Origin of the sequence: Streptomyces sp. ALB3 (genome assembly GCF_044385685.1) — a bacterium.
GTDB lineage: Bacteria > Actinomycetota > Actinomycetes > Streptomycetales > Streptomycetaceae > Streptomyces.
On the sequence record NZ_JBISCE010000008.1, the window covers coordinates 634,745 to 661,541 of the forward strand.

Below are 26,797 nucleotides of genomic sequence, written 5' to 3' on the forward strand. Positions count from 1 at the left end.
CCCCTCGTATCCTCGGCGCATGACGCCAGGCACCTCGGGGGACCGCGCGGACCACGTCACGCTCCGCCAGATCCTCGCCCACGACGAGGACGGCGTCCTGCGCCTGCTGCTCGCCCCCGCCGGCCAGGACGTCGCGGTCCACGGCGTGCTCATCGGCGACGAGGGAGCCGGCCGTCCGTACGACGGGCGGATCGTGCTGGCCGCGGGACTCGCCCCGGACCTGCCGGACGCCCCCGCCGCCGTGCGGGCGGCCGCCCGGCGCGGTGCGGCGGCGGTGGTGCTGCGGGAAGCGGTGGAAGCGCCCGTACCGGCGGAGGCCCTGGCCGCGGCCGGTGAGTGCGGGATCGCACTGCTCGTCCGCGCGCCGTGGGCGGACTGGGGCGACACCCTCGCCCTGCTGCGGTCCGCCACCGCTTTCGCGTCGGCGGGCCGCGGCGGCCTCATGGCGGACCTCGCCCCCGGCGGAGGACTCGCGGCTCTCGCCACGGCGACCGCCCTGCGCTGCCGGGCCTCGATCACCGTGGAGGACACGCAGTTCCGGGTCCTCGCCCACTCGGCCACGGGCCCTGACGCGGACGGGGTGCGCCGGTCGACCATCCTGGGCGGACGGGTCCCCGACCGGCGCGTGGCCGAACTGCGCCGCAGCGGGCTGCTGCGGGCGCTGTGGACCTCCCAGGACGTCATCCACCGGCCCGCCGACGGCGAAAGCCCCGAACGCCTCGTCGTCGCCGTGCGCAGCGGGGGCGAGGTGCTCGGCTCCCTGTGGGCCGCCGCCGACGGGCAGCGGCTCTCGCCCGACGCGGCCCCGACGCTGCGCCGCGCCGCGGCCCTCGCCGTGCCCCATCTGCTGCGGTACCGGCTGCGGGAGAGCGGCACCGTACGCCGCGAGGAGCACGCCCTGCGCGGGCTGCTGCGCGGAGACGGCGACCGGCGGGCGCACCTGTGGTCACTCTCCCTGCCGCCGGACGCCCCCTGCGCCGTCGTCGTCGCCGCACGGGACCCCGGGGCGGCCCCGTCGTCCGACCGGGTGCTGGAGGCGCTGGCCGTCCAGGCCACCGTGTTCCGCCCCACGGCCCGCGCCCTGCGGGAGGCGGACGAGGTCGCCGTGCTGCTGCCGGTCGAGGACGGTGGCAGCTCCCGGGAAGCGCTCGGCCTGGCCGCAGAGCTCGACGCGCTGGCGGCCGGCGTCCCGGACGCCGCACCCGTCCGGATCGGCGTGGGCCACACCGTGTCGGGGCTGGAGGCGTCGCTCTCCTACGGGAAGGCCCTGCTGGTTCTGCGCGCGCTCCGGGACCGGGAGGCGAGGGGAGCCGACCCGGCCCCCCTGCGGTACGCCGGGCCCGACGACGTGGCCACGACCATCGACGCCCTGCGCATGCTCGACGCGGCGCGCCCCGTGTGGGAGTCGGGCACCGGCCCGCTGCACGAGCTGATCCGCGCGGACCTCGCGGCGGGCGGCAGTCTGGTGCGTTCCCTAGCGGCCTGCCTGGAGACCGCGGGGGACATCCCCCGGGCCGCGCGGCGGCTGGTCGTCCACCCCAACACCCTCCGGTACCGGCTGCGCCGCGCCCGCGAACGCCACGGCATCGACCTCGACGACCCCGACACCCGGCTGGTCCTGGCCCTGGCGGTGCGCCTGGCCGGAGCGCTTCGGGGGGATTCGGGCCGGTGTTCGTCCGCCGGGCCAACGTGACCGGCGGTACTCCGTGTCCGGCGACGAAGACGGCCGGGGGGCGCGGGCGCCACCCTTTCACCAGCCCGCCGCACGCCCGGAGGCAGGGCGCAGCCGCTCTCGGAAGGACCCTCATGACATCTGCCGGCGCCACGCCCCCCGAACCGGCGGCCCTCTCCGCTGCCACCCTCCTCACCCCGGCCCGGCGGGTCGCCGCCGTGCTGAACCGGGCCGTCGCCGCCGGGCTCGTCGGCGAGGAACAGCCGGTCGCCGGATTCCTCGACACGGACGGGATCCGGGCGTCGGTGGCGGACCTGGCCGCGGCCTTCGCCCACGCCCCCGACGTCCTGCACACCTTCGCCGTGAAGGCGGCCTCCCTGGTACCCGTCCTCCGGCTGCTGGCCGAACTCGGCATGGGCTGCGAGGTGGCGAGCCCGGGAGAGCTGCGCCTCGCGCTCGACGCCGGTGTCCCACCCTCGCGGATCGTCCTCGACTCGCCCGCCAAGACCCGGGGGGAGATCAGCGAGGCCCTCGCCCTCGGCGTCGCCGTCAACGCCGACAACCTCGACGAGCTGCGCCGCATCGACGCGCTCCGTGCCGGCGGCAGTGCGTCGGTCGTCGGACTGCGGGTCAACCCGCAGGTCGGCGGCGGCACCATCGGGGCGATGAGCACCGCCACCGCCACCTCGAAGTTCGGTGTGGCGCTCCGCGATCCCGGTGCGCGCGACCGCGTGGTGAAGGCCTTCGCCGAACGCCCCTGGCTCACCCGCCTCCACGCGCACGTCGGCTCCCAGGGATGCCCGCTCGCCCTCATGGCGGAAGGGGTCGCGGAGACGTACCGGCTGGCCGAGGAGATCAACCGGACGCTCGGCACCAGGCAGATCACGAGCCTGGACATCGGCGGCGGACTGCCCGTGAACTTCGACGACGACGCGACCCGCCCGGCCTTCGCCGACTACACCCGGGCCCTGGGCACGGCCGTCCCGGACCTCTTCGACGGCCGCTACGCACTCGTCACCGAGTTCGGGCGCTCGCTGCTGGCGAAGAACGGGTTCATCGGCGCCCGCGTGGAGTACGTCAAGGAGGCCGGAGGCCGGCGTATCGCCGTCACCCACGCGGGGGCGCAGACCGCCACGCGCACCGTCCTGATGCCTGGCGCGTGGCCGCTGCGGGTCGGCGCCTTCGGCGCCGACGGCAGCCCCCGCACCGGCGCCCGGCTGCGCCAGGACATCGCCGGCCCCTGCTGCTTCGCCGGTGACGTCGTCGCCCACGGACGGGAACTCCCGGAGCTCGAGGAGGGCGATCTCGTCGTGCTGTACGACACCGGCGCCTACTACTTCTCGACGCCGTGGGGGTACAACAGCCTGCCCAGGCCCGCCGTGCACGGCTTCACGGCCGACCCGTCCGGCGGCGTGCGGCTGACCACGGTCCGCGCGGCCCAGACGCTCGACGAGATCGCGGCGGAGAGCGGCCTCGCCCATGCCGGTGCGCTTGTCTCCCTCGGTGCCCGGACGGGCGCTACGGCACCCGCGCCGTCCACTCCGCGCTGCTGAACTTCGTGGCGGCCAGCTCCTCGGCACGTGCCAGTTCCCCGCCGGTGACGCTGCCGCGAGTGAGGCCGTAGCGGTCACGGAAGGACCGCACCATGCGGTCGATCACCGCCTCCCGGGGCAGGCCGGTCTGGCGGCGCAGCGGATCGACGCGCTTCCCGGCGGATCTGGTGCCCTTGTCGGACATCTTCTCCTTGCCGATGCGGAGGACCTCCAGCATCTTCCCGGCGTCGATGTCGTAGGACATGGTCACGTGGTGCAGGACCGCGCCCGGCCCGCCGTCCGGGCCGACCACACGCTTCTGGGCGGCTCCGGCGATCTTCCCGACGTCCGTCGCGATGTCGTTGAGGGGCTGGTACCACGCCTTGACCCCCATGTCGCCGAGCGCGTCGAGGACCCACGCGTCGAGATAGGCGTAGGAGTCGGCGAAGGAGAGCCCCGAGACCAGGGAGGAGGGGACCGAGAGGGAGTACGTGATGGTGTTCCCGGCCTCCACGAACATCGCTCCTCCGCCCGAGACGCGGCGCACGACCGTGACACCGTGGCGGGCGGCGCCCTCGGCGTCGACCTCGTTGCGGAGGGACTGGAAGCTGCCGATGATCACGGCCGGGGCGCCCCACTCCCACACGCGGAGCGTCGGGGGCCGTCGTCCGGCGGCGACCTCGGCGGTGAGTACCTCGTCGAGTGCCATGTGCAGCGCGGGGGACTGCGGGCCCTCGTGGATGTACTGCCAGTCGTAGTCGGTCCAGTCGGTGGCGTCCGCCAGTGCGCGCCGGACGGCGACCGCGACGCCCTCCGCGGTGATGCCGTACATCACCGTGCCCTCGGGCAGCGCCGCTTCGATGCGGGCGGTCAGTCCGGCCGCGTCGGTGTCGGCGGGAGCGCCCTCCAGAGCCTCGTCGATCGCGGTGATGGCCTCGTCGGGTTCCAGGAAGAAGTCGCCCGCCACCCGCACGTCGCGCAGGATCCCGCCGTGGTTCTCCAGGTCCACCACGACGAGTTTGCCGCCAGGAACCTTGTATTCGCCGTGCATCGCTCCGGCCTCCGCTGAAGTGTGAGCCCCCGCTTTCGCATGTTCAGCGCTCCGGCGTCCCGTTCTCTTCCTGGCCCGGCGGGTGGCGGGGAAAGCGCGGTCGGCACCGTGCTCCCGCCCGTGCGGAGCGTGCTCGGAGCAGGACGGAGAGCCACAGGGCCGCTTCCGCGTGCGCCGTGCGGCCCCGGAGGAGCGGCCGGCCGGGTCGCGCCGCCCGGACGTCACCGCTCCGTTATCCGATCGTCAGCGAAAACCTGTCCGCCATGTGAGCCGAGGGCTTGCCTTGCGGACTGTATGCGAAATACGGTCGGCGGTATTCCTTGATCACCCCTGGCGGGAGGTAGGCCCTCGTGCGCCGAAAAGCGGTTGCCCTGGTGGCGGTTGCGTTGGTGTCCCTCACCTCGGGCTGTGCGTCGTTGCAGTCCTCGGCGACCGAAGTCGGTGGTGTGCGCATGACCGACGACCGGTCCGTACGCGACGGCGGGACACTCACCGTCGCCCTCAACTCGGACCCGGACAAACTGGACCCCACCCTCGCGCAGACCCTCGTAGGCCGCACGGTCTTCGCGAGCATGTGCGAGAAGCTCTACGACATCGACGAGGACGGCACCGTGGTGCCCCAGCTCGCCGCGTCGCTCCCCGTCACCTCGGCCGACGGACGCACGGTCACCTTCCGGGTCCGCCCCGGGGCGAAGTTCAGCGACGGGACCCGGCTGGACGCCGAGGCGGTCGTCACCTCACTGCTGCGCCACCGTGATCTCCCCGGATCCGCGCGCGGCACCGAACTGGCCCCGGTCACCAAGGCCGAGGCCACCGGACCGCTCACGGTCCGCCTCACGCTGGACCACTCCTTCGTCCCGCTCACCGGTGTGCTCGCCGACCGGGCCGGGATGGTGATGTCACCGGCCGCACTGGAGAAGCACGGGAAGAACTTCACGAACAACCCTTCCTGTGTCGGCCCCTTCCGCTTCGTCGAGCGCGTCGGCGGCGACCGGATCGTGCTGGAGAAGGACCCCAACTACTACGACGCCGACCGGGTCCACCTGGACGGCGTGGTCTACAAGCCCATACCCGACGGCAACGTCAGGCTCGCCAACCTGCGCTCGGGCGACCTCCAGGTCGGGGACCAGATGGCCCCCGTCGACGTACGGAGCGCCCTGACCGAGCCGGAACTCCAGCTGTTCAACTCGCCCTCGCTGGGATACCAGGGGATCGGCCTCAACGTCGGCAACGTGAAGGGGCTGGGTCAGAAGCCCGGGAAGATCGACACCCCCGTCGCCAGGGACGTCCGCGTCCGGGAGGCCTTCGAGCTCGCGATCGACCGCGATCTCCTGAACACCGTCGTCTTCCAGGGCATGTACGAGCCCGCCTGCGGCCCCATCTCCCCCCAGTCGGCCATCGCCCCGGGCGTCAGGCCGCAGGACTGCCCGAAGCGCGACGTCGGCCGTGCGAAGGAGCTGCTGAAGGAGGCCGGAGTGAGAACCCCGGTGAGGATAGAGCTGAAGACGTCCACCACACCGGAACAGGGACGCGTCGGACAGGTGCTCCAGGCCATGGTCAAGGAGGCCGGCTTCGAACTGTCGCTGCGCCCCACCGAGTACGCCACGATGCTCGCGGAGACCGACGCCGGCGACTACGACGTCTTCACCAGCGGCTGGTCCGGCCGGCTCGACCCCGACGGCAACGTCTCCAACTTCCTCAAGACCGCCGGCGCCATGAACGCCTACGGTCTGGGCGACCCGGAGATCGACAGGCTGATCGCCGAGGGCCGCAGCGTCGCGGACCCCGCCCGGCGCACACGGATCTACGAGGAGCTCACCCGGCGCGTCCAGGACGCCCACGCCCTGATCTACCTCTACCGGCAGAAGAACTACGTCGTCGCCGGCAAGGACGTCGCGGGCATCCGCGTCTACGGCGACGGACTGGTCCGGGTCAAGAACGCGGGGTACACCCGATGACGAAGTACCTGCTGACGCGCCTGCGTCAGTCCCTCATCACCCTCTTCCTCGTCAGCGTCGTCGTCTTCGCCGGCATCCGGGCCCTGCCCGGCGACCCGGCACTCGCGCTCGCCGGCGAGGAACGCAGCCCCGAGGCGCTCGCCGCCGTCCGCGAGAGCTACGGCCTGAACGACAACGTCGTCATCCAGTACGGACGGTTCATCGGGCACGCCCTGACCGGCGACCTCGGCACCTCGTCCCGTACCGGTCTCCCCGTCGCCGACGCGATCGGGCAGGCCCTGCCCGTCACGCTGGAACTGGCCGCGCTCTCCCTGCTCCTGGCGATCGTGGTCGGCATCGGCGCGGGAGTGGTCGCCGCGGTGCGGCGCGGGAAGCCCGAGGAGTGGCTCGCCAACGCCATCGCCCTGATCGGCCTCTCCATCCCGACGTTCTGGCTCGGCATCGTGCTCGTCCTCGGATTCGCCATCGCCGTCCCCGTGTTCGCGGCCTCCGGCTACGTACCCTTCGGCACCGACCCCGTCGACAACCTGCGCCGCATGGTGCTGCCCGCCGTCGTGCTCGGCTCCGGGCTCGCCGCGGTCGTGATGCGGCAGACCAGGGCGGCCATGCTCGACTCCCTCTCCGCCGACTACGTGCGGACCGCCCGGGCCAAGGGGCTGTCCCAGGGCTCGGTCATCGGGGGGCACGCGCTGCGCAACTCGCTGGTCACCGTCGTGACCGTCCTCGGTCTCCAGCTGGGACACCTCATCTCCGGCGCCGTCGTCACCGAGCAGATCTTCGTCCTCCCCGGTTTCGGGAAACTCACCATCGACGCCGTCTTCACCCGTGACTACGCGACACTCCAGGCCGTGGTGCTCTGCACCTCCGCCGCGTACATCCTCATCAACCTGCTGGTCGACGTGGTCTATTCGGTCATCGACCCGCGCATCCGGCTCGGAGGTGCCCGGTGACCACCGCGCCCACAGTGCTCCCCACCCCGCCACCGGCGAGCAGCCGGAAGCCCGGCGGCAAGCTGCGCGCCCTGCGCACCAACCGGCTCGCGCTCACGGGCGCCGTCATCGCCGCCGTCTTCGTCCTGGCGGCCCTGTTCGCGCCGCTCATCGCCCCGTACGATCCGTCACAGCCGGATTTCGGGAACGTACTGGCCGAACCGGGCGCCGCGCACTGGCTCGGTACGGACGACCTCGGCCGCGACCAGCTGTCCCGCATCGTCCACGGTGCCCGCGCTTCGATGCAGGTCGGCCTCGTCGCCGTCGTGCTGGCCTTCCTCGTCGGCGTACCGCTGGGGCTGCTCGCGGGCTACTACGGCCGGTTCGCGGACACCGCCGTCTCCCGGCTCACCGACACCATGCTGGCCTTCCCCTTCCTGGTGCTCGCCGTCGGACTCGCCGCGATCCTCGGCCCGTCGCTCACCAACGCGACCATCGCCATCGGCATCTCGCAGATCCCCGCCGTCATCCGGATCACGCGGGCCGAGACCCTGCGGCTCAAGCACGTCGACTACGTCGCCGCGGCCGTCGCCAACGGGGGCGGCGACGGCACCGTCCTCTTCCGGCACATCCTCCCCAACGCCACCTCCGCCCTGATCGTCCAGGCGACCGTGGGCATCCCCGCCGCGATCATCGGCGAGGCGCTGCTGAGCTTCCTCGGTCTCGGGGTCCAGCCCCCGGACCCCTCGCTCGGCGTGATGCTCTCCGGCGCCCAGTCCTTTCTGGCGCCGGCACCCTGGCTGGCGGTCTTCCCCGGCCTCGCGATCGTCGCGGCGACGCTCGCCTTCAACCTGCTCGGCGACGGGCTGCGTGACGTCCTGGACCCCCGAGGAGCAACCCGATGACCGCGACCGCCCCCGAACCCGTCCGGAAGGCGGCGGCCGCACCCGTGCTGAGTGTGCGCGGTCTGTCGGTCTCCTTCCGCTCCGACACCCGCACGGTGCACGCCGTCGACGGGGTCTCCTACGACCTGGCGCCCGGCGAGGTCCTCGCCGTGGTGGGGGAGTCGGGCTGCGGCAAGTCCGTCACCTCCATGGCGGCCATGGGCCTGCTCCCGCCGACCGCCCGGATCGACGGCTCGATCAGGCTCTCCGGCCGCGAGCTGGTCGGCGCCTCGGAGAAGGAGCTGCGACACGTCCGCGGCAAGGAGATCGCCATGATCTTCCAGGAGCCGATGACCTCGCTGAACCCGGTCCTCACCATCGGCCGGCAGATCGGCGAGGTACTGCGCAGGCACCAGGGGCTGAGCCGGAAGGAGGCCAGGGCGCGCGCGGTGGAGCTGCTCGAACTCGTCGGGATTCCGGCGCCGGCCCGCCGTGTCGACGAGTACCCGCACCAGCTCTCCGGCGGTATGCGGCAGCGCGTCATGATCGCCGTCGCGGTGGCCTGTGACCCGGCAGTCCTCATCGCCGACGAACCGACGACCGCACTGGACGTCACCGTGCAGGCGGGCATCCTCGAAGTGCTGCAGTCCCTGCGCGAGCGTCTCGGCACCGCCATCCTCCTCGTCACCCACGACCTCGGTGTCGTCGCCGACGCCGCCGACCGGGTGCTGGTGATGTACGCCGGCCGTGCCGTCGAACAGGCCCCCGTGCACGACCTGTTCGCCTCCGGCCGCCACCCCTACACGCGCGGTCTGCTCGGCGCCGTGCTGCGGCCCGGCGGCGAGGGCAAGCGGCGGCTGCCGGAGATCCCCGGCCTGGTCCCGAGCCTGGACAGCCAGCCCGACGCCTGTACGTTCGCACCCCGCTGCTCCCGCGCGGACGACACCTGCACGAGCAGCCGCCCCGGCTTCCGCGCCATCGACCGCGAAGCCGGAGCGGACGCCTCCCACCGGGCGGCCTGCTGGCACCCGTACGCGGACGGCGAGGCGGCCGACCCGCACGCCGCCGGGCCCGCGGGGACTGATCCGACACCGGCCGCCGCCGGCAGCGAGGCACCCGTGCGGACCGACGCACTCGAAGCGCGAACCGACCAGGAGGCCGGAAAGTGACCACCGCACAGGCCGTCCCCGCACCGCACAAGGACGACGGGGAGGCCCCGCGCCCCCCGGTGCTGGAGATCAGCGGCATGGAACGGCACTTCGGTGCCTCCGGCGGCGGCACCGTCCGGGCCGTCGACGGCGTCTCGATCACCATCGGCCGCGGCGAGGTCGTCGGCCTCGTCGGCGAGTCGGGCAGCGGGAAGTCGACGGTCGGACGCTGTGCCGTGCGCCTCGACGAACCCACCGCGGGCAGCGTCCACATCAACGGGACAGATGTCAGCCACCTCTCCCGGCGCGCGCTGCGCCCCCTGCGCAAGGACTTCCACCTGGTCTTCCAGGACCCCTCGTCCTCGCTCGACCCGAGGATGACCGTCGGACAGATCATCGCGGAGCCCATCCGGCTGCACCGCCGCGCACGGGGAGCGGCCGTACGGGAACGGGTCGAGGAACTGCTCGGACAGGTCGGACTGCGCCCCGAGCACGCCGACCGGCACCCCCACGAGCTGTCCGGCGGGCAGCGCCAGCGCATCTCGATCGCCCGCGCCCTGTCGTGCGACCCCGACCTGGTGGTCGCCGACGAACCCACCTCGGCGCTCGACGTCTCGGTCCAGGCGTCCGTGCTCAACCTCCTGGCGGACCTCCAGCGGGACCGGGGCTTCGGCTGCCTGTTCATCACCCACGACCTGGCCGCCGTCGAATTCCTCGCCGACCGGATCGCCGTGATGTACCTCGGGCAGATCGTCGAACAGGCCCCGACCGCCGAACTGTTCGCCGCCCCCAAGCACCCCTACACCCAGGCCCTGCTCTCGGCCGCCCCGGTACCCGACCCGGTCGTCCAGCGCTCCCGCGAACGCATCGTGCTCCACGGCGAACTGCCCAGCCCCCTCGACCCTCCGTCCGGCTGCCGCTTCCACACGCGCTGCCCGCTCGCCGTCGACCGGTGCCGCACGGAGACACCCGCCCTGCGCGAGATCCCCGGTGGGCGGCAGGTCTCCTGCCACCTCGTGACCGACGACGGCGCCGCCCCGGACGCGGCTGCCTGACCTGCCCCTTCTCAGGACCCGTCCGCGTACGTACCATCCGCGGACGGACCACGGACCCGACGAACCCAGTACGCCGCAGCAAGGAGCCCCACCCGTGTTCACCACCCGCCCCACCCTCCAGGGCACCTTCGGCATGGTGTCCTCCACCCACTGGCTCGCCTCGCAGTCCGCGATGGCCGTCCTGGAGGACGGCGGCAACGCCTACGACGCGGCCGTGGCCGCCGGATTCGTCCTGCACGTCGTCGAGCCGCACCTCAACGGTCCGGCCGGCGAGGTCCCGATGATCGTGGCGCCGAAGGACGGCGAGGTGCGGGTCCTGTGCGGCCAGGGCCCCGCCCCCGCGGGCGCGTGTGCCGCGCACTACCGCTCGCTCGGCCTCGACCTGGTCCCCGGCACCGGCCCGCTCGCCGCCGCCGTGCCGGGCGCCTTCGACGCCTGGATGCTGCTGCTGCGCGACCACGGGACCAAGACCCTCGCGCAGGTCCTGCGCTACGCGATCGGATACGCCGAGGACGGACACGCCCCCGTCGAGCGCGTCGGCCAGACCGTCGAGACCGTCCGCGAGCTCTTCGAGACCGAGTGGCCCTCGTCCGCGGAGGTCTACCTCCCCGGCGGGGAGGCGCCCGAGCCAGGCAAGCTGTTCCGCAACCCGGCCCTCGCCGCCACCTGGCGCCGCCTGACGGCCGAGGCCGAGACAGCGGGCGGCGAGGACCGCGTCGCCCAGATCGACGCCGCCCGCGACATCTGGCGCACCGGGTTCATCGCCGACGCCCTGGTCCGCCAGGCCGCCGTGCCCACCATGGACACCAGCGGCACCCGCCACACCGGCACCCTCACCGCCGCGGACCTGGCCGGCTGGTCCGCGACGTACGAGGCGCCCGTCACGTACGACTGGAACGGCTGGACGCTGGCCAAGGCGGCCGGCTGGAGCCAGGGCCCCGCCTTCCTCCAGCAGCTGGCGCTCCTCCCCGCCGAGCTACCGGCGTACGGCTCCGCCGACTACGTCCACCTGCTCATCGAAGGCTGCAAGCTCGCGATGGCCGACCGCGAGGCCTGGTACGGCGACGCCACCGGCGTACCGCTCGACACGCTGCTCTCCTGGCCGTACAACGACGAGCGCCGCGCCCTGATCACGGACACCGCGTCCCTGGAACTGCGCCCCGGCAGCCCCGGGGGCCGCACCCCCGTCCTGAGCGCCCACGCGCACGCCGTCGCCTCCGGCGAGTCCGGCTTCGACGCCATGGGCATCCCGGTGGCCGGAGCGGGCGAGCCGACGGTCGCCAAGGAGGGCGCGGGCGAGCCCACGGCCACCGTGGACCGCGCGGGCGAGCCGACGGTGGCCGGGAACGGCGCGACCCGTGGGGACACCTGCCACCTCGACATCGTGGACCGCTGGGGGAACATGGTCGCCGCCACGCCCAGCGGCGGCTGGCTGCAGTCCAACCCGGTGGTGCCCGAGCTGGGCTTCCCGCTCGGCACCCGGCTGCAGATGGCCTGGCTCGACGAGGGCCTGCCCAACACACTCACCCCCGGCCGCCGCCCGCGCACCACGCTGACCCCGTCCCTCGCCCTGCGCGACGGAGTCCCGGTCATGGCCTTCGGCACCCCGGGCGGCGACCAGCAGGACCAGTGGCAGCTGCACTTCTTCCTCGCCGTGGCACTGCGCGCCGAGGTCCGCGGGAGCCTCGACCTCCAGGGCGCCATCGACGCCCCGAACTGGCACAACGACAGCTTCCCCGGCTCGTTCTTCCCCCGGGGGATGCGCCTCGGCAGCGTCACCGTCGAGGAGGGCATGGACCCGGAGGTCATCGGCGAGCTGCGCCGGCGCGGCCACGACGTCACGGTGGGCGACCCGTGGTCCGAGGGCCGGATGTGCGCCGTCGCCAGGGACCCGGAGACCGGCGTCCTGTCGGCCGCCGCCAACCCCCGGGGGATGCAGGGCTACGCGGTCGGCCGCTGACGACCTGCCCTGGGTGTCCCCGGCGGGCCGTGCTTAGCTGGAGTCATGATCGATGACTTTCTGTACGGGACCTCCGGGCACTCGGGGCCGGCGGCCGAGGTGGAAGCGGCGGTCCGGGCGGCGGCCGCCGCCGAGATCCTGCCGCGCTACCGTCAGCTGGCCGCGCACGAGATCGTCGAGAAGAGCGGTCCGCACGACCTGGTCACCGCCGCGGACCGGCTCGCCGAGGAGCACCTCGCCGCGTCCCTGACCCGCTTGCTGCCCGGTTCGGTCGTCGTCGGTGAGGAAGCCGTCCACGCCGACCCCGCCGTCCTGGACGCCCTCGGCGGGGACGCGCCCGTGTGGATCGTCGACCCCGTCGACGGCACCCGCCAGTTCGTCCACGGCGAACCCGGCTTCTGCACCCTGGTGGCCCTCGCCCGGCACGGAGAGGTGTACGCGTCGTGGACGTACGCCCCCGTGCTCGACGAGATGGCCGTCGCCGTACGGGGCCGTGGCGCCACGCTGAACGGCACGGCTCTGCGCAGCGGATCTCCCGCGCCCGGCGCGGTGCTCAAGGTGGCCATGTCCCACCCCGACTACACCTCCGACGCCCAGAAGCGCGCCCTGCTGGGTCTGCGCACCGACGGCATCGACGCCCGTGCGTGCGGCTCGGCGGGCCTGGAGTACCTCGCCGTCGCCTGTGGAGCGCAGGACGCAGTGGCCTTCAACTGGGAGTTCGCGTGGGACCACGCGGCGGGCCTGCTCCTGGTCACCGAGGCGGGCGGTGCCCAGTCGACGCTCTCAGGCGCCCGCTACCGCATCACCGGTGGCAACGACCTGCCGTTCACCGCCGCCAGGGACGAGGCGACGGCGGAGCGGGTGCTCCACGCGCTGCGGACCGGCCGGCAGGGCTGAGCCGGTCTCTTCCCCGCAGGAGGCGTGCCCCCCCGTGGGGTCTGGCGGCGGGCGTGCCTCTCCCGCGGTGGGACCGCCGTCCTTCTCCCCGTGCCTCCGCGCACGTCCGCCCGGGCGCGCGGCGGTGGCCGTCCCGACGGGCCTGCGGACCGGATCGGCCGGTGCCGGCGGCTCGATCCGGCCCCGGGCCCCAGTGGTCCCCGACCGGACGAGCAGGGCCTGGCCGACCGCCGGGCTCATCCCACGGACGGTCGCAAGACCCTGGTCGAGCCGTCCGCCGCGGGACGGGCCGCTCTCGAGGCGAAACGCGGGCGCAGGGCCGGCTGGCTCGCCCAGGCCAACGAGGACGAGCTCAGCGGCGAGGAACGGGAGGTCCTGGCGCGCAGCGCCGCCCTGATGGAGCGGCTCGCCGCGCGCTGAGGCCGCCCCGGGGTGTCGATTCTCAGCCGCCGTCCGCCGGGAAGTCCTCGTCCAGTACCGCTCGCACGTCACGGACGACGTCCGCCGCCGTCTCCACCGCCGCGGGGTCCAGCCCCCGCAGGGCCGCGGACGTCCGGAGCGCGAAGTCCGCGGGAGTGTGGGGCAGGGCGGCGGCGGAGGCGAGCGCCCCCTTCTCGTTGAGGCACCACACGCGGTGGTGGGCGTGCAGGGCCTGGGCCAGGATCCCGAACGCCCTGGACAGGCAGAGGGCGACATGAAGGGTGTCCCCGGTCGGGGCCGACTTGCGGGCTGCCGCCACGGTGAAGTCCGCCTCCCATGCCGCACCGGTCAGTGAGCGGCGCAGCGCCTCCGGGTAGGCGTGCGCGGCGGCCCGAAGGCGCGTCAGCCGGCCGCTCCGGTCCTCCAGGATGAGGCCGAGGGCGACTTCTCCCGCATAGCAGGGGGACCAGAACCCCAGCGGGTGGCCGGGCTGGACCGCGACCTCGAAGCGACCCGCGCGGCAGTCCGACCACACGGTCTCGACCCGGTCCATGTCGCGCAGGATCCAGTCGACGGCCACGCCGTCCACCGTCAGCCATGCCCCGCCGTTCACCCAGGGCCCCCATTCGCCGGGTCCCGCCACGGCGGCGGGTGAGCCCTGGACCTCGGACGCCAGCGCGACGAGAGCGGGCAGGTCCGGGGTGCCCCGGTAGTAGACGCCCAGATCCCAGTCGGAGTCGGGGCGGTGGGTGCCGCGGGCCCGGCTTCCGCCCAGGGCGACGGCCTCGACGCCCGGGAGCCGGGCGAGCCGGGAGGCCATCGCGGTGACGGCGGGAGAGGGTGCGCATGCGGCGTTCATCGGGCGGAGATTACCCGGGGGCACGTTGTCGGCGCGCCCCAATATCCTGGGTGCCCGGCCATCGGCTGACAAAGGAGTCCGAAGGTGCCATCGATGCTGGATGCCGTCGTCGTGGGCGCGGGCCCCAACGGGCTGACGGCCGCGGCCGAGCTGGCCCGTCGCGGATTCTCCGTGCACGTGTTCGAGGCGGGGGAGACCGTCGGCGGGGGTGCCCGCACCGAGGAGCTGACCCTGCCGGGCTTCCGCCACGACCCGTGTTCCGCCGTGCACCCGCTGGGTATCGGTTCGCCGGCTTTCGGGGCGATGCCGCTCGCCCGGCACGGTCTCGAATGGCTCCAGCCGCCGCTGTCGCTCGCCCACCCCTTCCCGGACGGCTCCGCAGCCGTACTCACCGGGTCCGTCGGGGAGACCGCCATGTCGCTGGGGCCGGAGGACGCGGGAGCCTACCGCAGGCTGGTCGCGCCCTTCACAGGGCACTGGGACACCCTCGCCGAGGACTTCCTGCGCACCCCGTGGGACGGCCTGCCCCGGGATCCGTACCGCTGGGCGCTCTTCGGGACGAAGGCGGTCCAGCCGGCCGCGCTGCTGTCCCGGCGCTTCCAGGGGGAGAAGGCGCGCGCTCTGATCGCGGGCCTCGCCGGGCACGCGATCGCACCCGCCGGGGGCCTGGCGACCGGCGGAATCGCCCTGCTCTTCGCACTGGCGGCGCACGAGAACGGCTGGCCGGTGCCGCGAGGTGGCTCGCAGGCCATCTCCGACGCCCTCGCCGCCTTCCTGCGCGCACAGGGTGGCACCATCAGCACGGGCGTCGAGGTGAAACGACTGGACGAGCTCCCGCCCGCTCGCGCGTACGTCTTCGACACCTCACCGACCGCGCTGGCCCGTATCGCCGGGCTGGGCGGCGCCTACGACCACTATCGCTACGGCCCGTCCTGCTTCAAGATCGATTACGCGCTCTCGGGTCCGGTGCCCTGGACGGCCGAGGAGGCCCGGCGGGCCGGCACGGTCCATGTCGGCCCCACCGCCGCCGAGATCGACGCCGCGCTGCGTGCCGCGGTGGCGGGCCGGGCCCCGGACGTCCCCTTCCTGATCACCGCGCAGCCGAGCATCGTCGACCCGAGCCGCGCCCCCGAGGGCCGCCATGTCTTCTGGGCGTACGGACACGTCCCGGCCGGCTGGGAGGGCGACGCCACCGAGGTCGTCGAGCGTCAGCTGGAGCGGTTCGCGCCCGGGTTCCGGGATCTGGTGCTGGCACGCGCGGTCGCCGGACCGCCCCGGCTCGCCGTGCGCAACGCCAACTACGTCGGTGGCGACATCGCCACCGGGGCGTTCTCCGGGCTGCAGACCGTGCTCCGGCCCAAGCTGGCCCGTGTGCCCTACGCCACCGCGCACCCCGCGGTCTTCCTCTGCTCGTCCGCGACCCCGCCCGGCCCCGGGGTGCACGGGATGTCGGGGCACCACGCGGCGAAGGCGGTGTGGCGGCGCCTGCGGAGCACCTGAACGGGCGCCTGCTCACCGGGGCCCCACGGCAACGAACGCGCCCGGCCGCGAGATCCGGCGGAACCCCGCCGCTCACTGCCCCGCACGCCGGCTGGCAGACGCGGGAGCCGGACGCCGGCCGGACCGCCGCCTCCCGGCGCGAACCGGCCGGCACGGGTCCGCCCCCGCGTGCCCGCGCGGGAGCGCCCTCAGAGGGCTTCCGGGCCCCGCTCACCCGTGCGGACCCGCACGGCGGTCTCCACGGGCAGCGCCCACACCTTGCCGTCGCCGATCTTGCCGGTGCGGGCGGCGCGGACCACGGCTTCCAGGACCGGCTCCGCGTCGGCGTCCTCGACGAGGACCTCTATACGGATCTTGGGCACCAGGTCCACGCGGTACTCGGCGCCCCGGTAGACCTCGGTGTGACCGTGCTGGCGTCCGTATCCGCTGGCCTCCGTGACCGTCATGCCGTGCACACCGAGGTCCCGCAGCGCGGTCTTCACCTCGTCGAGGCGGTGCGGTTTCACGACCGCCGTGATGAGCTTCATCGGGCTGTGCTCCAGTCCTGGATCGAGTGTTCAGTGGCCCGGGGCCTGCGCCGCGGCATGACCCAGACCGGCGTGATCGTAGGCGCTCTCCGCGTGCACGGTCTGGTCCAGGCCCGCCAGTTCCTCCTCCTCGGCGGCCCGCACACCCATCAGCCGGTCGATCGCCTTGCCGATTCCGTAGGTCACCAGGAAGGTGTATTCGGCCACGGCGAGCACGGCGACCGCCTGCCGGACGAGCTGGCCGGCTCCGCCGCCGAGAAGGAGCCCCTCCGCGCCCCCGGTCATCACGGCCGTCGCGAACAGTCCCACGAGCAGCGTGCCGATGACGCCCCCCACGAAGTGCACACCGACCACGTCCAGGGAGTCGTCGTAGCCGAACCGGAACTTCCACGCCACCGCGTACGAGCAGACGACACCGGCCGCGAGCCCGACGACGACGGCGCCGAGGACGCCGACGGTCCCGCACGCGGGTGTGATCGCGACCAGGCCCGCGACCGCTCCGGACGCCGCGCCGAAGGTGGTCGGGTGGCCGTCGCGCCGCTGCTCGACGAAGAGCCAGCCGAGCAGACCGGTGCACCCGGCGACCAGGGTGTTGAGGACCGAGGCGGCGGCCAGCCCGTTGGCGCCGAGTGCCGAGCCGCCGTTGAACCCGAGCCAGCCGAACCAGAGCAGACCCGCGCCGAGCACCACCATCGGCAGGTTGTGCGGTCGCATCGCGTCCTTCCTGAACCCGATGCGCGGTCCGGTCACCAGGGCGAGAGCCAGTCCGGAGGCTCCGCAGGTGATCTCCACGACGAGCCCTCCGGCGAAGTCCAGGGCGCCGAGCGAGTCCTTGATCCATCCGCCGGGGCCCCACACCCAGTGGGCGACGGGAACGTATACGAGCAGCGTCCACACCGGCACGAAGACCAGCCAGGCCGCGAACTTCATACGGTCCGCGATCGCTCCGCTGACGAGTGCCGCCGTGAGGATCGCGAAGGTGAGCTGGAACGTGGTGAAGAGCAGGGTGGGGACGCTGCCGGTGAGGTCGTCGGGACCGATGCCGGCCATGCCCACGTGGTCCAGCCCGCCGATGAACCCGGCGAAGGTGTCGTCGCCGAACGCCAGCGAATAGCCCGCGACCAGCCAGACGACCGTGACCAGTGCGATCGAGACGAAGCTCATCATCAGCATGTTCAGGACGCTCTTCGTGCGGACCATGCCGCCGTAGAACAGGGCCAGGCCCGGCGTCATCAGCAGGACGAGAGCGGTGGCGGCGAGGAGCCAGGCGGTGTCGCCGGTGTCGAGGCCTGCCGAGGCCAGGGTCGCGATGGTCAAGAGGGGTCCCTCCTCGGGGCGGCGTGGGGTCCGGCCCGAGGAGAGTCGCGGGTGTGCGTTTCGCAGAGGGCGCCGTCGTGTTTCCGTCGTGTTTCATTGCCGGAAGGTGACCGAGAGCTCACCGCGCACGGGGTGACGGCCCCCGCCGGTCCGCCCAGAGCGGGCGGACGGACCGGCGGAGGCGGCTGCGACCGGGGCTACGGAGTCACCCTGCCGCCGCCGAAGGTCACGACGAGCGAGCCGTCACCGGCGAAGGACCAGTCCATCGCGCCGGAGTACGCGGAACAGGCCGAGCCGTTCGACCCCGTCCAGAACTGGTTGGAGCTGTCGGCGTCGCCGACGGTCTTGTCGTTCGAACCGTCGTCGCTGCGGCACGAGACGTTGTCGCGGAAGACGGAAGTGCCCTTGTCGAACGAGAAGTTGCGTTCCTCGTTGTCGATACTGACGTTGTCCGACACCTTCATCGAGCCGGGATTGCTGTTGTAGGTGAACCCGTGGTGGCCGTTGTCGTAGGCGATGTTGCGCCGGACGAGGTGGTCGACCTTGATGCCGTCGCCGCCCAGCTTGTAACCGTTGCGGTCGCCGTCGGAGTTCACCGTCCCGTCGGAGAGGGTGCCGTTCTCGTAGGCGAGGGAGTCCTCGATGGTCACCGGGCCGATGGGCCCCGTCTCGGACTTGGTGTAGAGATCCCAGCCGTCGTCGATGTTGTTGTGGGCCACGGTGTAGCGGAAGACGTTCCCGGGGCCCGAGGTGAGCTTGGAGGCGAAGCCGTCGGCGTCCTCGCCGTCGGAGTCGGCGTTGTCGTGCGACTCGGAGCTCAGGACGAGGTTGTTCGCCGGCCACTCGTCCTCGGGGGTGTCGGACGCGATCCGTGAGATCTGCAGGCCCGAGTCACGGTTGAAGCGCGTCACGACGTGTTCGATGACGTTGTTGCTGCCGCCGACGAAGATGCCGTTGTCTCCGGCGTGCTCGACGACGATGCCGTCGATGTGCCAGTAGGTGCCGTTCACGGCGAGCCCGCGGTTCGCCGGGTCCTCGCTCATGGCCGCGAAGTTCAGGACCGGCGTCTCGCCGGGGTAGGCGGCGAGCGTGGTGCGCGCGCCGGCGGTGCCGTCGTTGCCGGGCGGGATGGTGACGGTCCCGGTGTGCGCGTACGTCCCCCCGCGCAGGTAGATCGTCCCCCCGGAGGTGACGCGGCTGATCGCCGAGGAGAGCGTCGTCGGGTCCGACTCCGTACCGGCCGCGTCATCGCTGCCGTCCGGTGCCACGTACAGGGCGCCGGCGGCGACCGCGGCCGGAGCACCGGCCGCACTCGCGCCGAGGGGAGCGGCGCCGGGGGTGGACGTGGCCTGCGCCATGGTGCCGGACAGTGCGACGAGTGAGCCGGTCAGCAGGCTGACACACGCGATGACGTGCTTCTTCTTCTGCATCGTTCGTCTCCAGGTGGGGTTGGTTCGAGCGGCCAGCGGGCGTCGGGACGGTGTGTCCGGTGCCTCCTAGCGGAGGAACCCCGTCCGGTTGAGGGACCGGCCGGAGGGAGGGGAGCCGGGTGGCGCATGGGGGTGGCCCTTCCTGTCGCGGCTCGGGCGCGGCCACAGGGTCTGTCCGGGTATCTGAACAGGGGGTGCGGCCGACACCACACTGGGTGAGGGGCAAGCGCTTTCCATGGACCGTAGGGGCGTGTCGTGATCGCGTCAATACTTCTGTACGTGATTGGAGTTCAGCGTGCTGAACGCATGAGTGACGTGCGCGCCCGTACGGAACCCGGGGGAGAGGTCCTGCGGGACGGCTGGGGAGGGCTGAGGGCAATGCGAGGCCGATGTCGGATTTCCGCCAGCCGTCCCGCCCCTCCGTGCCCGATGCTTGGAGCATGCACACCGACACCGAGCGCTGCGTGCGGGCCGTACAGTCGAAGGACGCCCGCTTCGACGGATGGTTCTTCACCGCGGTCCTGACCACCCGCATCTACTGCCGGCCCAGCTGCCCGGTCGTGGCGCCGAAAGCCCGGAACATGACCTTCTACCCCAGCGCCGCCGCGTGTCAGCAGGCCGGATTCCGGGCCTGCAAGCGGTGCCGGCCCGACACCAGCCCCGGCTCCCCCGAGTGGAACGCCCGGGCCGACTCCGTCGCCCGGGCCATGCGTCTCATCCAGGACGGAGTCGTCGACCGGGAAGGCGTGCCGGGGCTCGCCACCCGGCTCGGCTACTCCGCCCGCCAGGTCGAACGACAGCTCCTCGCCGAGCTCGGAGCCGGACCGCTCGCGCTGGCCCGGTCCCAGCGTGCCCAGACCGCGCGGGTACTCATCGAGACCACCGGGCTTCCCATGGCCGAGATCGCTTTCGCGGCCGGGTTCTCGTCGATCCGTACGTTCAACGACACCGTGCGGGAGGTCTTCGCGCTCGCCCCGGGCGAGCTGCGCGCCCGTTCGGCGGGAGGGCGCCGCGCGCCGGGGACTCCCGGGGTGATCGCCCTGCGGCTGCCCCACCGCGCTCCGCTGACCCCCGGCAACCTCTTCGGGCACCTCGCCGCGACCGCCGTTCCCGGCGTCGAGGAATGGCGCGACGGCGCCTACCGCCGCACGCTCAGGCTCCCGCACGGCCACGGCATAGTGGCGCTGTCCCCGCGGCCCGGCCACATCGACTGCCGGCTCTCCCTCACCGATCCGCGCGACCTCACCCAGGCCATCAGCCGCTGCCGCAGACTCCTCGACCTGGATGCCGACCCGGTCGCCGTCGACGACCAGCTGCGCTCCGACCCACAACTCGCCCCCCTGGTCGACGCGGGCCCCGGCCGCAGGGTGCCGCGTACGGTCGACGCCTCGGAGTTCGCCGTGCGCGCGGTGCTCGGCCAGCAGGTCTCCACGGCCGCCGCCCGCACCCACGCCGCCCGTCTCGTCCGCGCCCACGGCACGCCCGTGGACGACCCGGAGGGCGGCCTGACCCACCTCTTCCCCACCCCCGAGGCTCTGGCGGACCTCGACCCCGGGGCGCTCGCGCTGCCACGCAGCCGACGCTCCACGCTCACCACGCTCGTGACCGCCCTCGCCGACGGCTCCCTGCGACTGGGGGAGGGCACGGACTGGGAGAAGGCCCGAGCGGACCTCGCCGCGCTGCCGGGCTTCGGCCCCTGGACGGTCGAAGTCATCGCCATGCGCGCCCTGGGGGACCCGGACGCCTTCCTCCCCACCGACCTCGGGATCCGCAGGGCGGCCGGACGACTCGGCCTCCCGGCGACCCCCGCGGCCCTGACCGCACGCGCCGCCCGGTGGCGTCCCTGGCGCGCCTACGCCGTGCAGTACCTGTGGACCGTCGACGACCACCCCATCAACCACTTGCCCGCCTGAGGGCGTGAGGACGAACCATGACCACCACTCCCACGGTGTCCCGGCAGCACACAGTCATCGACAGCCCGTACGGGGCGCTCACCCTGGTGGCGACCGCCGGGGTGTTGTCCGGCCTGTACATGACCGGTCAGCGGCACCGCCCGCCCGAGGAGAGCTTCGGCGTGCCCGACCCGGGCCCCTTCACGGAGGCCGCCCGCCAGCTGGACGCCTACTTCGCGGGTGAGCTGACGGAATTCGACCTCCCGCTGCGTCTGGAGGGCACCCCGTTCCAGCGCAGCGTCTGGGCCGAACTCGTGCGTATCCCGTACGGCGAGACCCGCACCTACGGCGACCTGGCGGACAGCCTCGGCAAGGCCGGTGCCTCACGCGCGGTGGGGCTGGCCAACGGAAGGAACCCGGTCGGGATCATCGTGCCCTGCCACCGCGTGATCGGGGCCTCGGGAAGCCTGACGGGGTACGGCGGCGGTCTGGACCGCAAGCAGCGGCTTCTCGCCTTCGAGCGGGGAACGGAGAGCGAGGTGCCGGCCCTGTTCTGAGGAGGACGCCCGGGCCCGGGGCGGGCCCCCGGGCCCGCCCCGCACGCTCAGCCCGTGAAGATCTCGACGGCCGACCAGACCGCCAGGCCGAGCATGCACAGACCGCCGATGCGCTGCACCGTCTTCAGCGGCACCCGCTTGGCGATGAACCGCCCCGCCAGCAGCGCCAGCGCGGACACCGACATGAGGGCGGCGGCAGCCCCCACGGCCGTGGACCAGGCGCCGTTGCTCGCGGCCAGGTTCGCGGTGGTGATCTGGGTCAGGTCGCCCCACTCGCTGATGAACACCGCCATGAAGGCGGTCGAGTAGACCGGCCAGAAGCCGGTGACCGTCTTGATCTCCTCGTCCTCGCCGTCGTCACCGCCACCACTGCGCAGCAGCATGAACGCGCCGAAGGCGAAGAGGGCGGCGGAGACCAGCTTGACGGTCCAGTCGGGCAGCAGGCCGATCAGCCCGCCCGCCCCGACCGCGATGGCCACGTGCACGATGAACGCGGACGACGTGCCGAACCAGACGTAGAGCGGGCGCATACGTGTACCCATGGCCAGCGACGCGAACATCGTCTTGTCGGGGAGCTCCGCGAGGAAGATCAGCCCGAAGGCGGTGAGGATCGCCAGGGGGTCGAGATGCATTCCGGGTGGCTTTCTGTGAGAGCCGGGCCCCGGGGCCTTCCGCGAAGTGCCACTCGGGCTGTTACGGAGGACCACTCGGCCCGGCATGACCGCAACACCCGCGGGGCGCGGGCGTGTCATACCTGACCGAAGGTCTCGCCCACCCGTAACCGTCTACGAGCCCGGCCACCGGGAACCCGGAGGCTCCAGTGTGTCGACGACCGGTTTGCGGGGCTACTCCCCTTCGCAGCCGCCAACGATACCCCACCGGACCAGCGGGGGAGCAGCTCGGTAGAGTCCTACGGTGATGATCCACGCCGCCCCCGGGAGGGTCCCCGCATGAGCCGTCGACCGCGCAAGGCCGCCGGTCCGGGGCCGTCCCGCCCCACGGTGAGCGTCTGCCGGGGCTGCTGCTGCGGCACCCCGAAGATCCCCGGTGTGGACCACGCCGGGCAGCTCGCGGAGCTGCGCCGGTCCGTCGACGGCGCCGCGACCGTGCGAGCGGTGGAATGCCTGGACGCCTGCGAGCAGGGCAACGTCATCGTCGTGCAGCCCTCGGCCGAAGGCCGCCGCGCAGGCGGCCGCCCCGTCTGGCTGGGGCTCGTCAACGACCCGCACGCCGTCGCCGACATCGCCGCGTGGGCGGCGGAGGGCGGGCCGGGCATCGCGGACCCGCCGGAGATCCTGGACCTGTACGCGTTCCTCCCCTCCCGCCGGATCAGGGCCGGACTGGACGGCGAACAGGCTTGAAGGCGAAGGACCGGACACGCGGCGGGAACGCAGCGGCGGACCGGCGGACCGGCGCGGCACTCCTGCTGGTCCTCGGCGTGCTGCTGGGCGCCTGCGGGCCCGCCCCCGCGCGCACGGAACCTCCCACGGCCGGGGAAGAGCCCTTCTGGCAGGCCGAGTTCGACGGGCCCGCCGCCACCCGTCCCCCGGAAGAGGACTGGACGACCCAGACCGGTAACCGGGACGCCGAAGGGTGGGGCAACAACGAGCTGCAGTACTACACGGACGACCCGGCCAACTCCGCGCTCGACGGCGAGGGGCACCTCGTGATCTCGGCCCGGCCGGCCCCCGCCGGGTCCGCACTCCCCTGCTACACACAGGAGTTCTGCCCCTGGACGTCGGCCCGCCTGACCACCGAGGGGAAGGCCGCGCTCAGGCACGGACGTGTGGAGGTCCGCGCGAAGACCCCCACCGGAACCGGACTGCTGCCGGCGATCTGGATGCTGGGCGACAACGGAGCCGAGTGGCCCGGACAGGGTGAGATCGACATCTGCGAGGTGGTCGGCGGGGAACCGCGAACGGTGTACGGCACCGCGCACGGGCCGGCCTACTCCAACGAGAACGGCATCGGCGACTCCCTCACTCTCGCGGCCGACGCCTCGCAGGCGTTCCACACCTACGCCGTCGACAAGCGACCACGCCGCGTCACCTGGTCCGTCGACGGCGAGCCGTACTTCACGTTGACCCCGTCGCAGCTGCCCTCGCCCCGCGACTGGGTCTTCGAACAGGACATGCACCTGCTGCTCGACGTCGCCGTCGGCGGCGACTGGCCCGGCCCTCCCGACACCTCGACGCCGTCCCCCGCGACGATGACGGTCGACTACGTGCGCTTCTACGGCGAGGGCCGCGCGTGACGGTCCGCCCCCGGGCACCTCGCACCCTCGGCGGAGACCCGCTCCGGGAGCGCGTGCAGGGCCCTCCCGACGGGCTCACGGACGACCTCCCCGGCCGGTCCGCCGCCGGGGGTCCCGCCGGCGCGCACCACGACGCGGTCCGGTCCGCCACCGATGACATCTCCGCTCGCGTCCCCTAGAGTCCGGGACATGGCCAAGGTCAACGTCAGTCTGGACGCGGAACTCGTCGTGGAGGTCATGGTGCTCGCGGGCGCAGGCAACCCGCAGGACGCCGTCGAACTCGTCGTGCGGGACTACATCGCGCGCGGCCACCGCACGGAGGCGCGGGCCGCCGCGCAGGACGACGCCCGGCGGGACGCCGGCGCCAGGCCGCAGGAGCCCCAGGGTTGACCCCTCACACCCGGACCCGTACACCGTCCTCCAGCTCCGCCGCGCCCGCCCCGGAGTCCAGCACCTCCAGCGCCGCCGCCACACGCGTGCCGAGGCGGCCGAGCAGGTAGCCGGCGAGGTCGGCGCGGTCCACCAGCCGCCAGGAGAGCAGTTCGTCCTCCTGGATCCGGATCGCGTCGAACTGTTCCTGGCTCAGCACACCGCCGTCGTAGACGTAGGCGACGATCGGCGGGCGGGACGGGCCGCGCACCCAGTCGACCGCGAGCAGCCTGCCCGGCGCGAGATCGAGGCCGATCTCCTCCGCCGTCTCGCGGCGGGCCGCCTGCCGGGGGCTCTCGCCCTCTGCGGACTCGACGGTGCCACCGGGCAGCGCCCAGCCCTCCCGGTAGTCAGGCTCCACGAGCAGGACCCGGCCCCGCTCGTCCCGGAAGAGCGTGGCCGCCCCGGCCAGTACACGGGGGAGGCCTGCGATGTAGGTGGCGTAGTCAGTGGAGGTCACAGAGGCAGCGTAGAGGCCGGCCGCGCGGTTTCGGACAGCCATGGGCAGATCAGGGGTGGTCCGGATAGGGTCGTGGCGGCGCGACTGCCTGTTCGAAAGCAAAGGGATACAAGGTGACGGACGGAGCAGTGATGGAGACCCCCCACGTGCTCGTGGCGGCGGACAAGTTCAAGGGCTCCCTGACGGCCGTGGAGGTCGCGGAGCGGGTGACGGCCGGGCTGCGGCGCGTCGTACCCGGAGTGCGGGTCGAGACGCTGCCCGTCGCGGACGGCGGCGACGGCACGGTCGCGGCGGCGGTGGCCGCCGGATTCGAGCGCCGCGAGGCGCGGGTGACCGGCCCGCTGGGGACCCCGGTCACGGCGGCGTACGCGGTGCGCGACACCACCGCCGTGGTGGAGATGGCGGAGGCCTCGGGCCTCCAGCACCTGCCCGCGGGCGAGTTCGCCCCGCTCACGGCGACCACGTACGGCTCCGGTGAGCTGCTGGCCGCCGCGCTCGACGCGGGCGCACGGACGATCGTGTTCGGCGTCGGCGGCAGTGCCACGACGGACGGCGGCGCGGGCATGCTCGCCGCGCTCGGGGCCCGTCTCCTGGACGGCGACGGCAAGCCGGTCGGCCCCGGCGGCGGCGCGCTCGCCGGCCTGGCCGAGGCCGATCTCTCGGGACTCGACCCCCGGCTCGCGGACGTCGACCTGATCCTGGCCAGCGACGTGGACAACCCGCTGACCGGGCCGAAGGGCGCCCCTGAGGTCTACGGGCGGCAGAAGGGCGCCACCGAGGACGACATCGCGGTCCTCGACGCCGCACTCGCCCACTACGCGTCCGTGCTGGGGCCCGAGACCGCCGAACTCCCCGGAGCGGGCGCCGCCGGGGGCATCGGCTACGGCGCCCTGGTCGCGCTGGGCGCACGCTTCAGGCCCGGCATCGAGGTCATGCTCGACGTCCTGGGTTTCGCCCCCGCGCTGGCCCGGGCGACGCTGGTCGTCACCGGGGAGGGCTCGCTCGACGCGCAGACCCTGCACGGCAAGGCTCCGGCCGGCGTCGCGGCCGCCGCCCGTGCCGCGGGTGTGGAGGCCGTCGCCGTGTGCGGACGCCTCGCCCTGCCGCCGGAAGCGCTGGGCGGGGCGGGCATCCGCCGGGCCTACGCCCTGACGGACCTGGAGCCGGACCCCGCCGTCTGCATGGCGCAGGCCGGGCCCCTGCTGGAACGCGCGGCCGAGGCGATCGCCCGCGACTTCCTCTCCTGACGCACCGCCGTGAGGGGGAGCCCACCGCCCACCCCCTCACGGCTGGGGCGCCGTCATCCTGAACGCGTCCAGCGCGAGCGTCATCTCGATCAGTTCGCGCGGCCGTGACAGCGACCGCGACGTCAGCCGCTCCAGCCGCCGCAGGCGGTTGAGCACGGTGTTGCGGTGGCAGAAGAGCCGTCCCGCCGCCCGCCCCGCCGAGCCTCCGCACTCCAGCCAGGCGTCGAGCGTCCCCACCAGCAGCGCCCGGTCCGCCGGGGCAAGCGCAAGCAGCGGGCCGAAGACGTCCGCGACCAGCCGGGCCGACAACTCGGGCTGGCTGACCAGCAGCGCCGCGGGCAGCCGCTCCTCCAGCCGGACGATGTCCGTCGTACCCGGCGGGCAGGTCAGCAGCGCCAGCTCGGCCAGCCGGCGCGCGGCCCCCAGCCCCTCCAGGCCGTCCGCCACCGGACCGATTCCGCCGGGGCCCGGATACCACCGTGTAAGCAGGGCGGCGAGCGTCGCCGGATCCCGGTCACCCAGGGCGACGAGGACGACCTCGCGGTCGGCGAGCCTCCGCCGGAAGAACCGCAGTCCCTCCGCCTCCGCCGCGACGCCCGGCGGCCCGCCCGCGCACGGACCCAACACCGCCACGGCGTAGCGGCCCCGCTCCGGCAGGCCCAGGCCGCTCGCCGCGCGCGCCGCGAGGTCCGGCTCCGGCCGGCCCTCCAGCAGGGCGTCGAGCAGTGCCGGGCCACGCTCGTCACCGCGCCGCCGCATGTCCTCGCTCCGTTCCGCAGCCCCACCCGCTCATGGCAGGTGACGATGCCACCGGACGTG

Annotated in this window: 25 protein-coding genes; 17 read left to right on the plus strand and 8 right to left on the minus strand. The window is 73.4% G+C overall.

Annotation, left to right across the window (positions count from 1 at the left end; translation table 11 throughout):
• The first annotated feature begins 19 nt into the window (after positions 1-19).
• Both ACHFIV_RS09625 and ACHFIV_RS09630 read left to right on the plus strand, forming a co-directional pair.
• Entirely contained in the window at positions 20-1,693 is a 1,674-nt protein-coding gene (locus tag ACHFIV_RS09625) for a PucR family transcriptional regulator (protein ID WP_398965565.1), read from the plus strand.
• 113 nt (positions 1,694-1,806) lie between these two features.
• A complete protein-coding gene (locus ACHFIV_RS09630; protein WP_398965566.1) occupies positions 1,807-3,225 on the plus strand; it encodes a diaminopimelate decarboxylase in 1,419 nt (472 codons plus the stop codon).
• Here ACHFIV_RS09630 and ACHFIV_RS09635 read toward each other — a convergent pair.
• Complete coding sequence (locus ACHFIV_RS09635; protein WP_398965568.1) at positions 3,191-4,255, minus strand: biotin/lipoate A/B protein ligase family protein; 1,065 nt, start codon at positions 4,253-4,255, stop codon at positions 3,191-3,193. The genes ACHFIV_RS09630 and ACHFIV_RS09635 overlap by 35 nt on opposite strands.
• Positions 4,256-4,707: 452 nt before the next feature.
• On the opposite strand from ACHFIV_RS09635, the gene ACHFIV_RS09640 reads away from it, so the two are divergent.
• The 8 genes from ACHFIV_RS09640 (at position 4,708) to ACHFIV_RS09675 (ending at position 13,506) form a co-directional block, all read left to right on the plus strand.
• Positions 4,708-6,213 carry an ABC transporter substrate-binding protein gene (locus tag ACHFIV_RS09640; protein ID WP_398965570.1) on the plus strand — a complete coding sequence of 502 codons (1,506 nt, stop codon included), beginning with the start codon at positions 4,708-4,710 and terminating at the stop codon, positions 6,211-6,213.
• Positions 6,210-7,163, plus strand: a complete 954-nt coding sequence (locus tag ACHFIV_RS09645; protein ID WP_398965572.1) for an ABC transporter permease — start codon at positions 6,210-6,212, stop codon at positions 7,161-7,163. The genes ACHFIV_RS09640 and ACHFIV_RS09645 overlap by 4 nt, the downstream gene beginning before the upstream one ends.
• A gap of 62 nt (positions 7,164-7,225) precedes the next feature.
• Positions 7,226-8,047, plus strand: coding sequence for an ABC transporter permease (locus ACHFIV_RS09650; RefSeq protein ID WP_398965991.1), 822 nt, complete (start codon positions 7,226-7,228; stop codon positions 8,045-8,047).
• Entirely contained in the window at positions 8,044-9,195 is a 1,152-nt protein-coding gene (locus ACHFIV_RS09655) for an ABC transporter ATP-binding protein (RefSeq protein ID WP_398965574.1), read from the plus strand. The genes ACHFIV_RS09650 and ACHFIV_RS09655 overlap by 4 nt, the downstream gene beginning before the upstream one ends.
• A 77-nt stretch (positions 9,196-9,272) precedes the next feature.
• On the plus strand, positions 9,273-10,229 hold the full coding sequence (locus ACHFIV_RS09660; RefSeq protein WP_398965994.1) for an ABC transporter ATP-binding protein: 957 nt from the start codon (positions 9,273-9,275) through the stop codon (positions 10,227-10,229).
• A gap of 94 nt (positions 10,230-10,323) precedes the next feature.
• Positions 10,324-12,189, plus strand: a complete 1,866-nt coding sequence (locus tag ACHFIV_RS09665; RefSeq protein ID WP_398965576.1) for a gamma-glutamyltransferase family protein — start codon at positions 10,324-10,326, stop codon at positions 12,187-12,189.
• A gap of 45 nt (positions 12,190-12,234) precedes the next feature.
• The gene (locus tag ACHFIV_RS09670; RefSeq protein WP_398965578.1) at positions 12,235-13,086 is read left to right on the plus strand and encodes an inositol monophosphatase family protein; all 852 of its coding nucleotides are present in this window, start codon (positions 12,235-12,237) and stop codon (positions 13,084-13,086) included.
• A gap of 90 nt (positions 13,087-13,176) precedes the next feature.
• Positions 13,177-13,506 carry a hypothetical protein gene (locus ACHFIV_RS09675; RefSeq protein ID WP_398965580.1) on the plus strand — a complete coding sequence of 110 codons (330 nt, stop codon included), beginning with the start codon at positions 13,177-13,179 and terminating at the stop codon, positions 13,504-13,506.
• 22 nt (positions 13,507-13,528) lie between these two features.
• Here ACHFIV_RS09675 and ACHFIV_RS09680 read toward each other — a convergent pair whose 3' ends face one another.
• The gene (locus tag ACHFIV_RS09680) at positions 13,529-14,365 is read right to left on the minus strand and encodes a nucleotidyltransferase family protein (protein WP_398965582.1); all 837 of its coding nucleotides are present in this window, start codon (positions 14,363-14,365) and stop codon (positions 13,529-13,531) included.
• Positions 14,366-14,449: 84 nt separating this feature from the next.
• On the opposite strand from ACHFIV_RS09680, the gene ACHFIV_RS09685 reads away from it, so the two are divergent.
• On the plus strand, positions 14,450-15,865 hold the full coding sequence (locus ACHFIV_RS09685; RefSeq protein ID WP_398965583.1) for a phytoene desaturase family protein: 1,416 nt from the start codon (positions 14,450-14,452) through the stop codon (positions 15,863-15,865).
• Positions 15,866-16,053: 188 nt separating this feature from the next.
• Here the strand turns inward: ACHFIV_RS09685 and ACHFIV_RS09690 are convergent, their stop codons facing one another.
• The 3 genes from ACHFIV_RS09690 to ACHFIV_RS09700 all read right to left on the minus strand — a co-directional run bounded on the left by ACHFIV_RS09690 (position 16,054) and on the right by ACHFIV_RS09700 (position 19,139).
• Positions 16,054-16,392 (minus strand): P-II family nitrogen regulator, encoded by a 339-nt coding sequence (locus tag ACHFIV_RS09690; RefSeq protein WP_398965585.1) that lies wholly within the window; start codon positions 16,390-16,392, stop codon positions 16,054-16,056.
• 30 nt (positions 16,393-16,422) lie between these two features.
• Positions 16,423-17,709 carry an ammonium transporter gene (locus tag ACHFIV_RS09695; protein WP_398965587.1) on the minus strand — a complete coding sequence of 429 codons (1,287 nt, stop codon included), beginning with the start codon at positions 17,707-17,709 and terminating at the stop codon, positions 16,423-16,425.
• A 197-nt stretch (positions 17,710-17,906) separates the two neighbouring features.
• A complete protein-coding gene (locus tag ACHFIV_RS09700) occupies positions 17,907-19,139 on the minus strand; it encodes a right-handed parallel beta-helix repeat-containing protein (protein ID WP_398965589.1) in 1,233 nt (410 codons plus the stop codon).
• Between the two features lie 440 nt (positions 19,140-19,579).
• Between ACHFIV_RS09700 and ACHFIV_RS09705 the strand changes: the two genes are divergently transcribed.
• Together ACHFIV_RS09705 and ACHFIV_RS09710 are read left to right on the plus strand one after the other, a co-directional pair.
• On the plus strand, positions 19,580-21,052 hold the full coding sequence (locus ACHFIV_RS09705; protein ID WP_398965591.1) for an AlkA N-terminal domain-containing protein: 1,473 nt from the start codon (positions 19,580-19,582) through the stop codon (positions 21,050-21,052).
• 17 nt (positions 21,053-21,069) lie between these two features.
• Positions 21,070-21,588, plus strand: a complete 519-nt coding sequence (locus ACHFIV_RS09710; protein ID WP_398965593.1) for a methylated-DNA--[protein]-cysteine S-methyltransferase — start codon at positions 21,070-21,072, stop codon at positions 21,586-21,588.
• Between the two features lie 47 nt (positions 21,589-21,635).
• On the opposite strand, the gene ACHFIV_RS09715 is transcribed toward ACHFIV_RS09710, so the two are convergent.
• On the minus strand, positions 21,636-22,220 hold the full coding sequence (locus ACHFIV_RS09715; RefSeq protein ID WP_398965595.1) for a TMEM165/GDT1 family protein: 585 nt from the start codon (positions 22,218-22,220) through the stop codon (positions 21,636-21,638).
• Between the two features lie 318 nt (positions 22,221-22,538).
• Here ACHFIV_RS09715 and ACHFIV_RS09720 point away from each other — a divergent pair, with 318 nt between their 5' ends.
• From ACHFIV_RS09720 to ACHFIV_RS09730, 3 genes are all read left to right on the plus strand, one after another.
• Positions 22,539-22,949 (plus strand): (2Fe-2S) ferredoxin domain-containing protein, encoded by a 411-nt coding sequence (locus ACHFIV_RS09720; RefSeq protein ID WP_398965597.1) that lies wholly within the window; start codon positions 22,539-22,541, stop codon positions 22,947-22,949.
• Positions 22,946-23,842 (plus strand): glycoside hydrolase family 16 protein, encoded by an 897-nt coding sequence (locus tag ACHFIV_RS09725; RefSeq protein ID WP_398965599.1) that lies wholly within the window; start codon positions 22,946-22,948, stop codon positions 23,840-23,842. The genes ACHFIV_RS09720 and ACHFIV_RS09725 overlap by 4 nt, the downstream gene beginning before the upstream one ends.
• Positions 23,843-24,031: 189 nt before the next feature.
• Positions 24,032-24,232, plus strand: coding sequence for a DUF2191 domain-containing protein (locus ACHFIV_RS09730; protein ID WP_398965601.1), 201 nt, complete (start codon positions 24,032-24,034; stop codon positions 24,230-24,232).
• A gap of 4 nt (positions 24,233-24,236) precedes the next feature.
• Here ACHFIV_RS09730 and ACHFIV_RS09735 read toward each other — a convergent pair whose 3' ends face one another.
• The gene (locus ACHFIV_RS09735; RefSeq protein ID WP_398965603.1) at positions 24,237-24,773 is read right to left on the minus strand and encodes an NUDIX domain-containing protein; all 537 of its coding nucleotides are present in this window, start codon (positions 24,771-24,773) and stop codon (positions 24,237-24,239) included.
• 89 nt (positions 24,774-24,862) lie between these two features.
• On the opposite strand from ACHFIV_RS09735, the gene ACHFIV_RS09740 reads away from it, so the two are divergent.
• On the plus strand, positions 24,863-25,978 hold the full coding sequence (locus tag ACHFIV_RS09740; protein ID WP_398965604.1) for a glycerate kinase: 1,116 nt from the start codon (positions 24,863-24,865) through the stop codon (positions 25,976-25,978).
• Positions 25,979-26,014: 36 nt separating this feature from the next.
• Here the strand turns inward: ACHFIV_RS09740 and ACHFIV_RS09745 are convergent, their stop codons facing one another.
• Positions 26,015-26,737: a PucR family transcriptional regulator gene (locus ACHFIV_RS09745; RefSeq protein WP_398965606.1), complete on the minus strand. Its 723-nt coding sequence runs from the start codon at positions 26,735-26,737 to the stop codon at positions 26,015-26,017.
• Positions 26,738-26,797 lie beyond the last annotated feature (60 nt).

What these genes read in the sequence shown, in the direction of transcription:
- ACHFIV_RS09745 (WP_398965606.1), bottom strand. Translation starts at nt 26,737, where the DNA reads ATGCGGCGGCGCGGTGACGAGCGTGGCCCGGCACTGCTCGACGCCCTG.
- ACHFIV_RS09690 (WP_398965585.1), bottom strand. Translation starts at nt 16,392, where the DNA reads ATGAAGCTCATCACGGCGGTCGTGAAACCGCACCGCCTCGACGAGGTG.
- ACHFIV_RS09680 (WP_398965582.1), bottom strand. Translation starts at nt 14,365, where the DNA reads ATGAACGCCGCATGCGCACCCTCTCCCGCCGTCACCGCGATGGCCTCC.
- ACHFIV_RS09645 (WP_398965572.1), top strand. Translation starts at nt 6,210, where the DNA reads ATGACGAAGTACCTGCTGACGCGCCTGCGTCAGTCCCTCATCACCCTC.
- ACHFIV_RS09635 (WP_398965568.1), bottom strand. Translation starts at nt 4,255, where the DNA reads ATGCACGGCGAATACAAGGTTCCTGGCGGCAAACTCGTCGTGGTGGAC.
- ACHFIV_RS09655 (WP_398965574.1), top strand. Translation starts at nt 8,044, where the DNA reads ATGACCGCGACCGCCCCCGAACCCGTCCGGAAGGCGGCGGCCGCACCC.
- ACHFIV_RS09700 (WP_398965589.1), bottom strand. Translation starts at nt 19,139, where the DNA reads ATGCAGAAGAAGAAGCACGTCATCGCGTGTGTCAGCCTGCTGACCGGC.
- ACHFIV_RS09715 (WP_398965595.1), bottom strand. Translation starts at nt 22,220, where the DNA reads ATGCATCTCGACCCCCTGGCGATCCTCACCGCCTTCGGGCTGATCTTC.
- ACHFIV_RS09740 (WP_398965604.1), top strand. Translation starts at nt 24,863, where the DNA reads ATGGAGACCCCCCACGTGCTCGTGGCGGCGGACAAGTTCAAGGGCTCC.
- ACHFIV_RS09735 (WP_398965603.1), bottom strand. Translation starts at nt 24,773, where the DNA reads ATGGCTGTCCGAAACCGCGCGGCCGGCCTCTACGCTGCCTCTGTGACC.
- ACHFIV_RS09720 (WP_398965597.1), top strand. Translation starts at nt 22,539, where the DNA reads ATGAGCCGTCGACCGCGCAAGGCCGCCGGTCCGGGGCCGTCCCGCCCC.
- ACHFIV_RS09640 (WP_398965570.1), top strand. Translation starts at nt 4,708, where the DNA reads ATGACCGACGACCGGTCCGTACGCGACGGCGGGACACTCACCGTCGCC.
- ACHFIV_RS09710 (WP_398965593.1), top strand. Translation starts at nt 21,070, where the DNA reads ATGACCACCACTCCCACGGTGTCCCGGCAGCACACAGTCATCGACAGC.
- ACHFIV_RS09670 (WP_398965578.1), top strand. Translation starts at nt 12,235, where the DNA reads ATGATCGATGACTTTCTGTACGGGACCTCCGGGCACTCGGGGCCGGCG.
- ACHFIV_RS09705 (WP_398965591.1), top strand. Translation starts at nt 19,580, where the DNA reads ATGCACACCGACACCGAGCGCTGCGTGCGGGCCGTACAGTCGAAGGAC.
- ACHFIV_RS09730 (WP_398965601.1), top strand. Translation starts at nt 24,032, where the DNA reads ATGGCCAAGGTCAACGTCAGTCTGGACGCGGAACTCGTCGTGGAGGTC.
- ACHFIV_RS09630 (WP_398965566.1), top strand. Translation starts at nt 1,807, where the DNA reads ATGACATCTGCCGGCGCCACGCCCCCCGAACCGGCGGCCCTCTCCGCT.
- ACHFIV_RS09625 (WP_398965565.1), top strand. Translation starts at nt 20, where the DNA reads ATGACGCCAGGCACCTCGGGGGACCGCGCGGACCACGTCACGCTCCGC.
- ACHFIV_RS09660 (WP_398965994.1), top strand. Translation starts at nt 9,273, where the DNA reads ATGGAACGGCACTTCGGTGCCTCCGGCGGCGGCACCGTCCGGGCCGTC.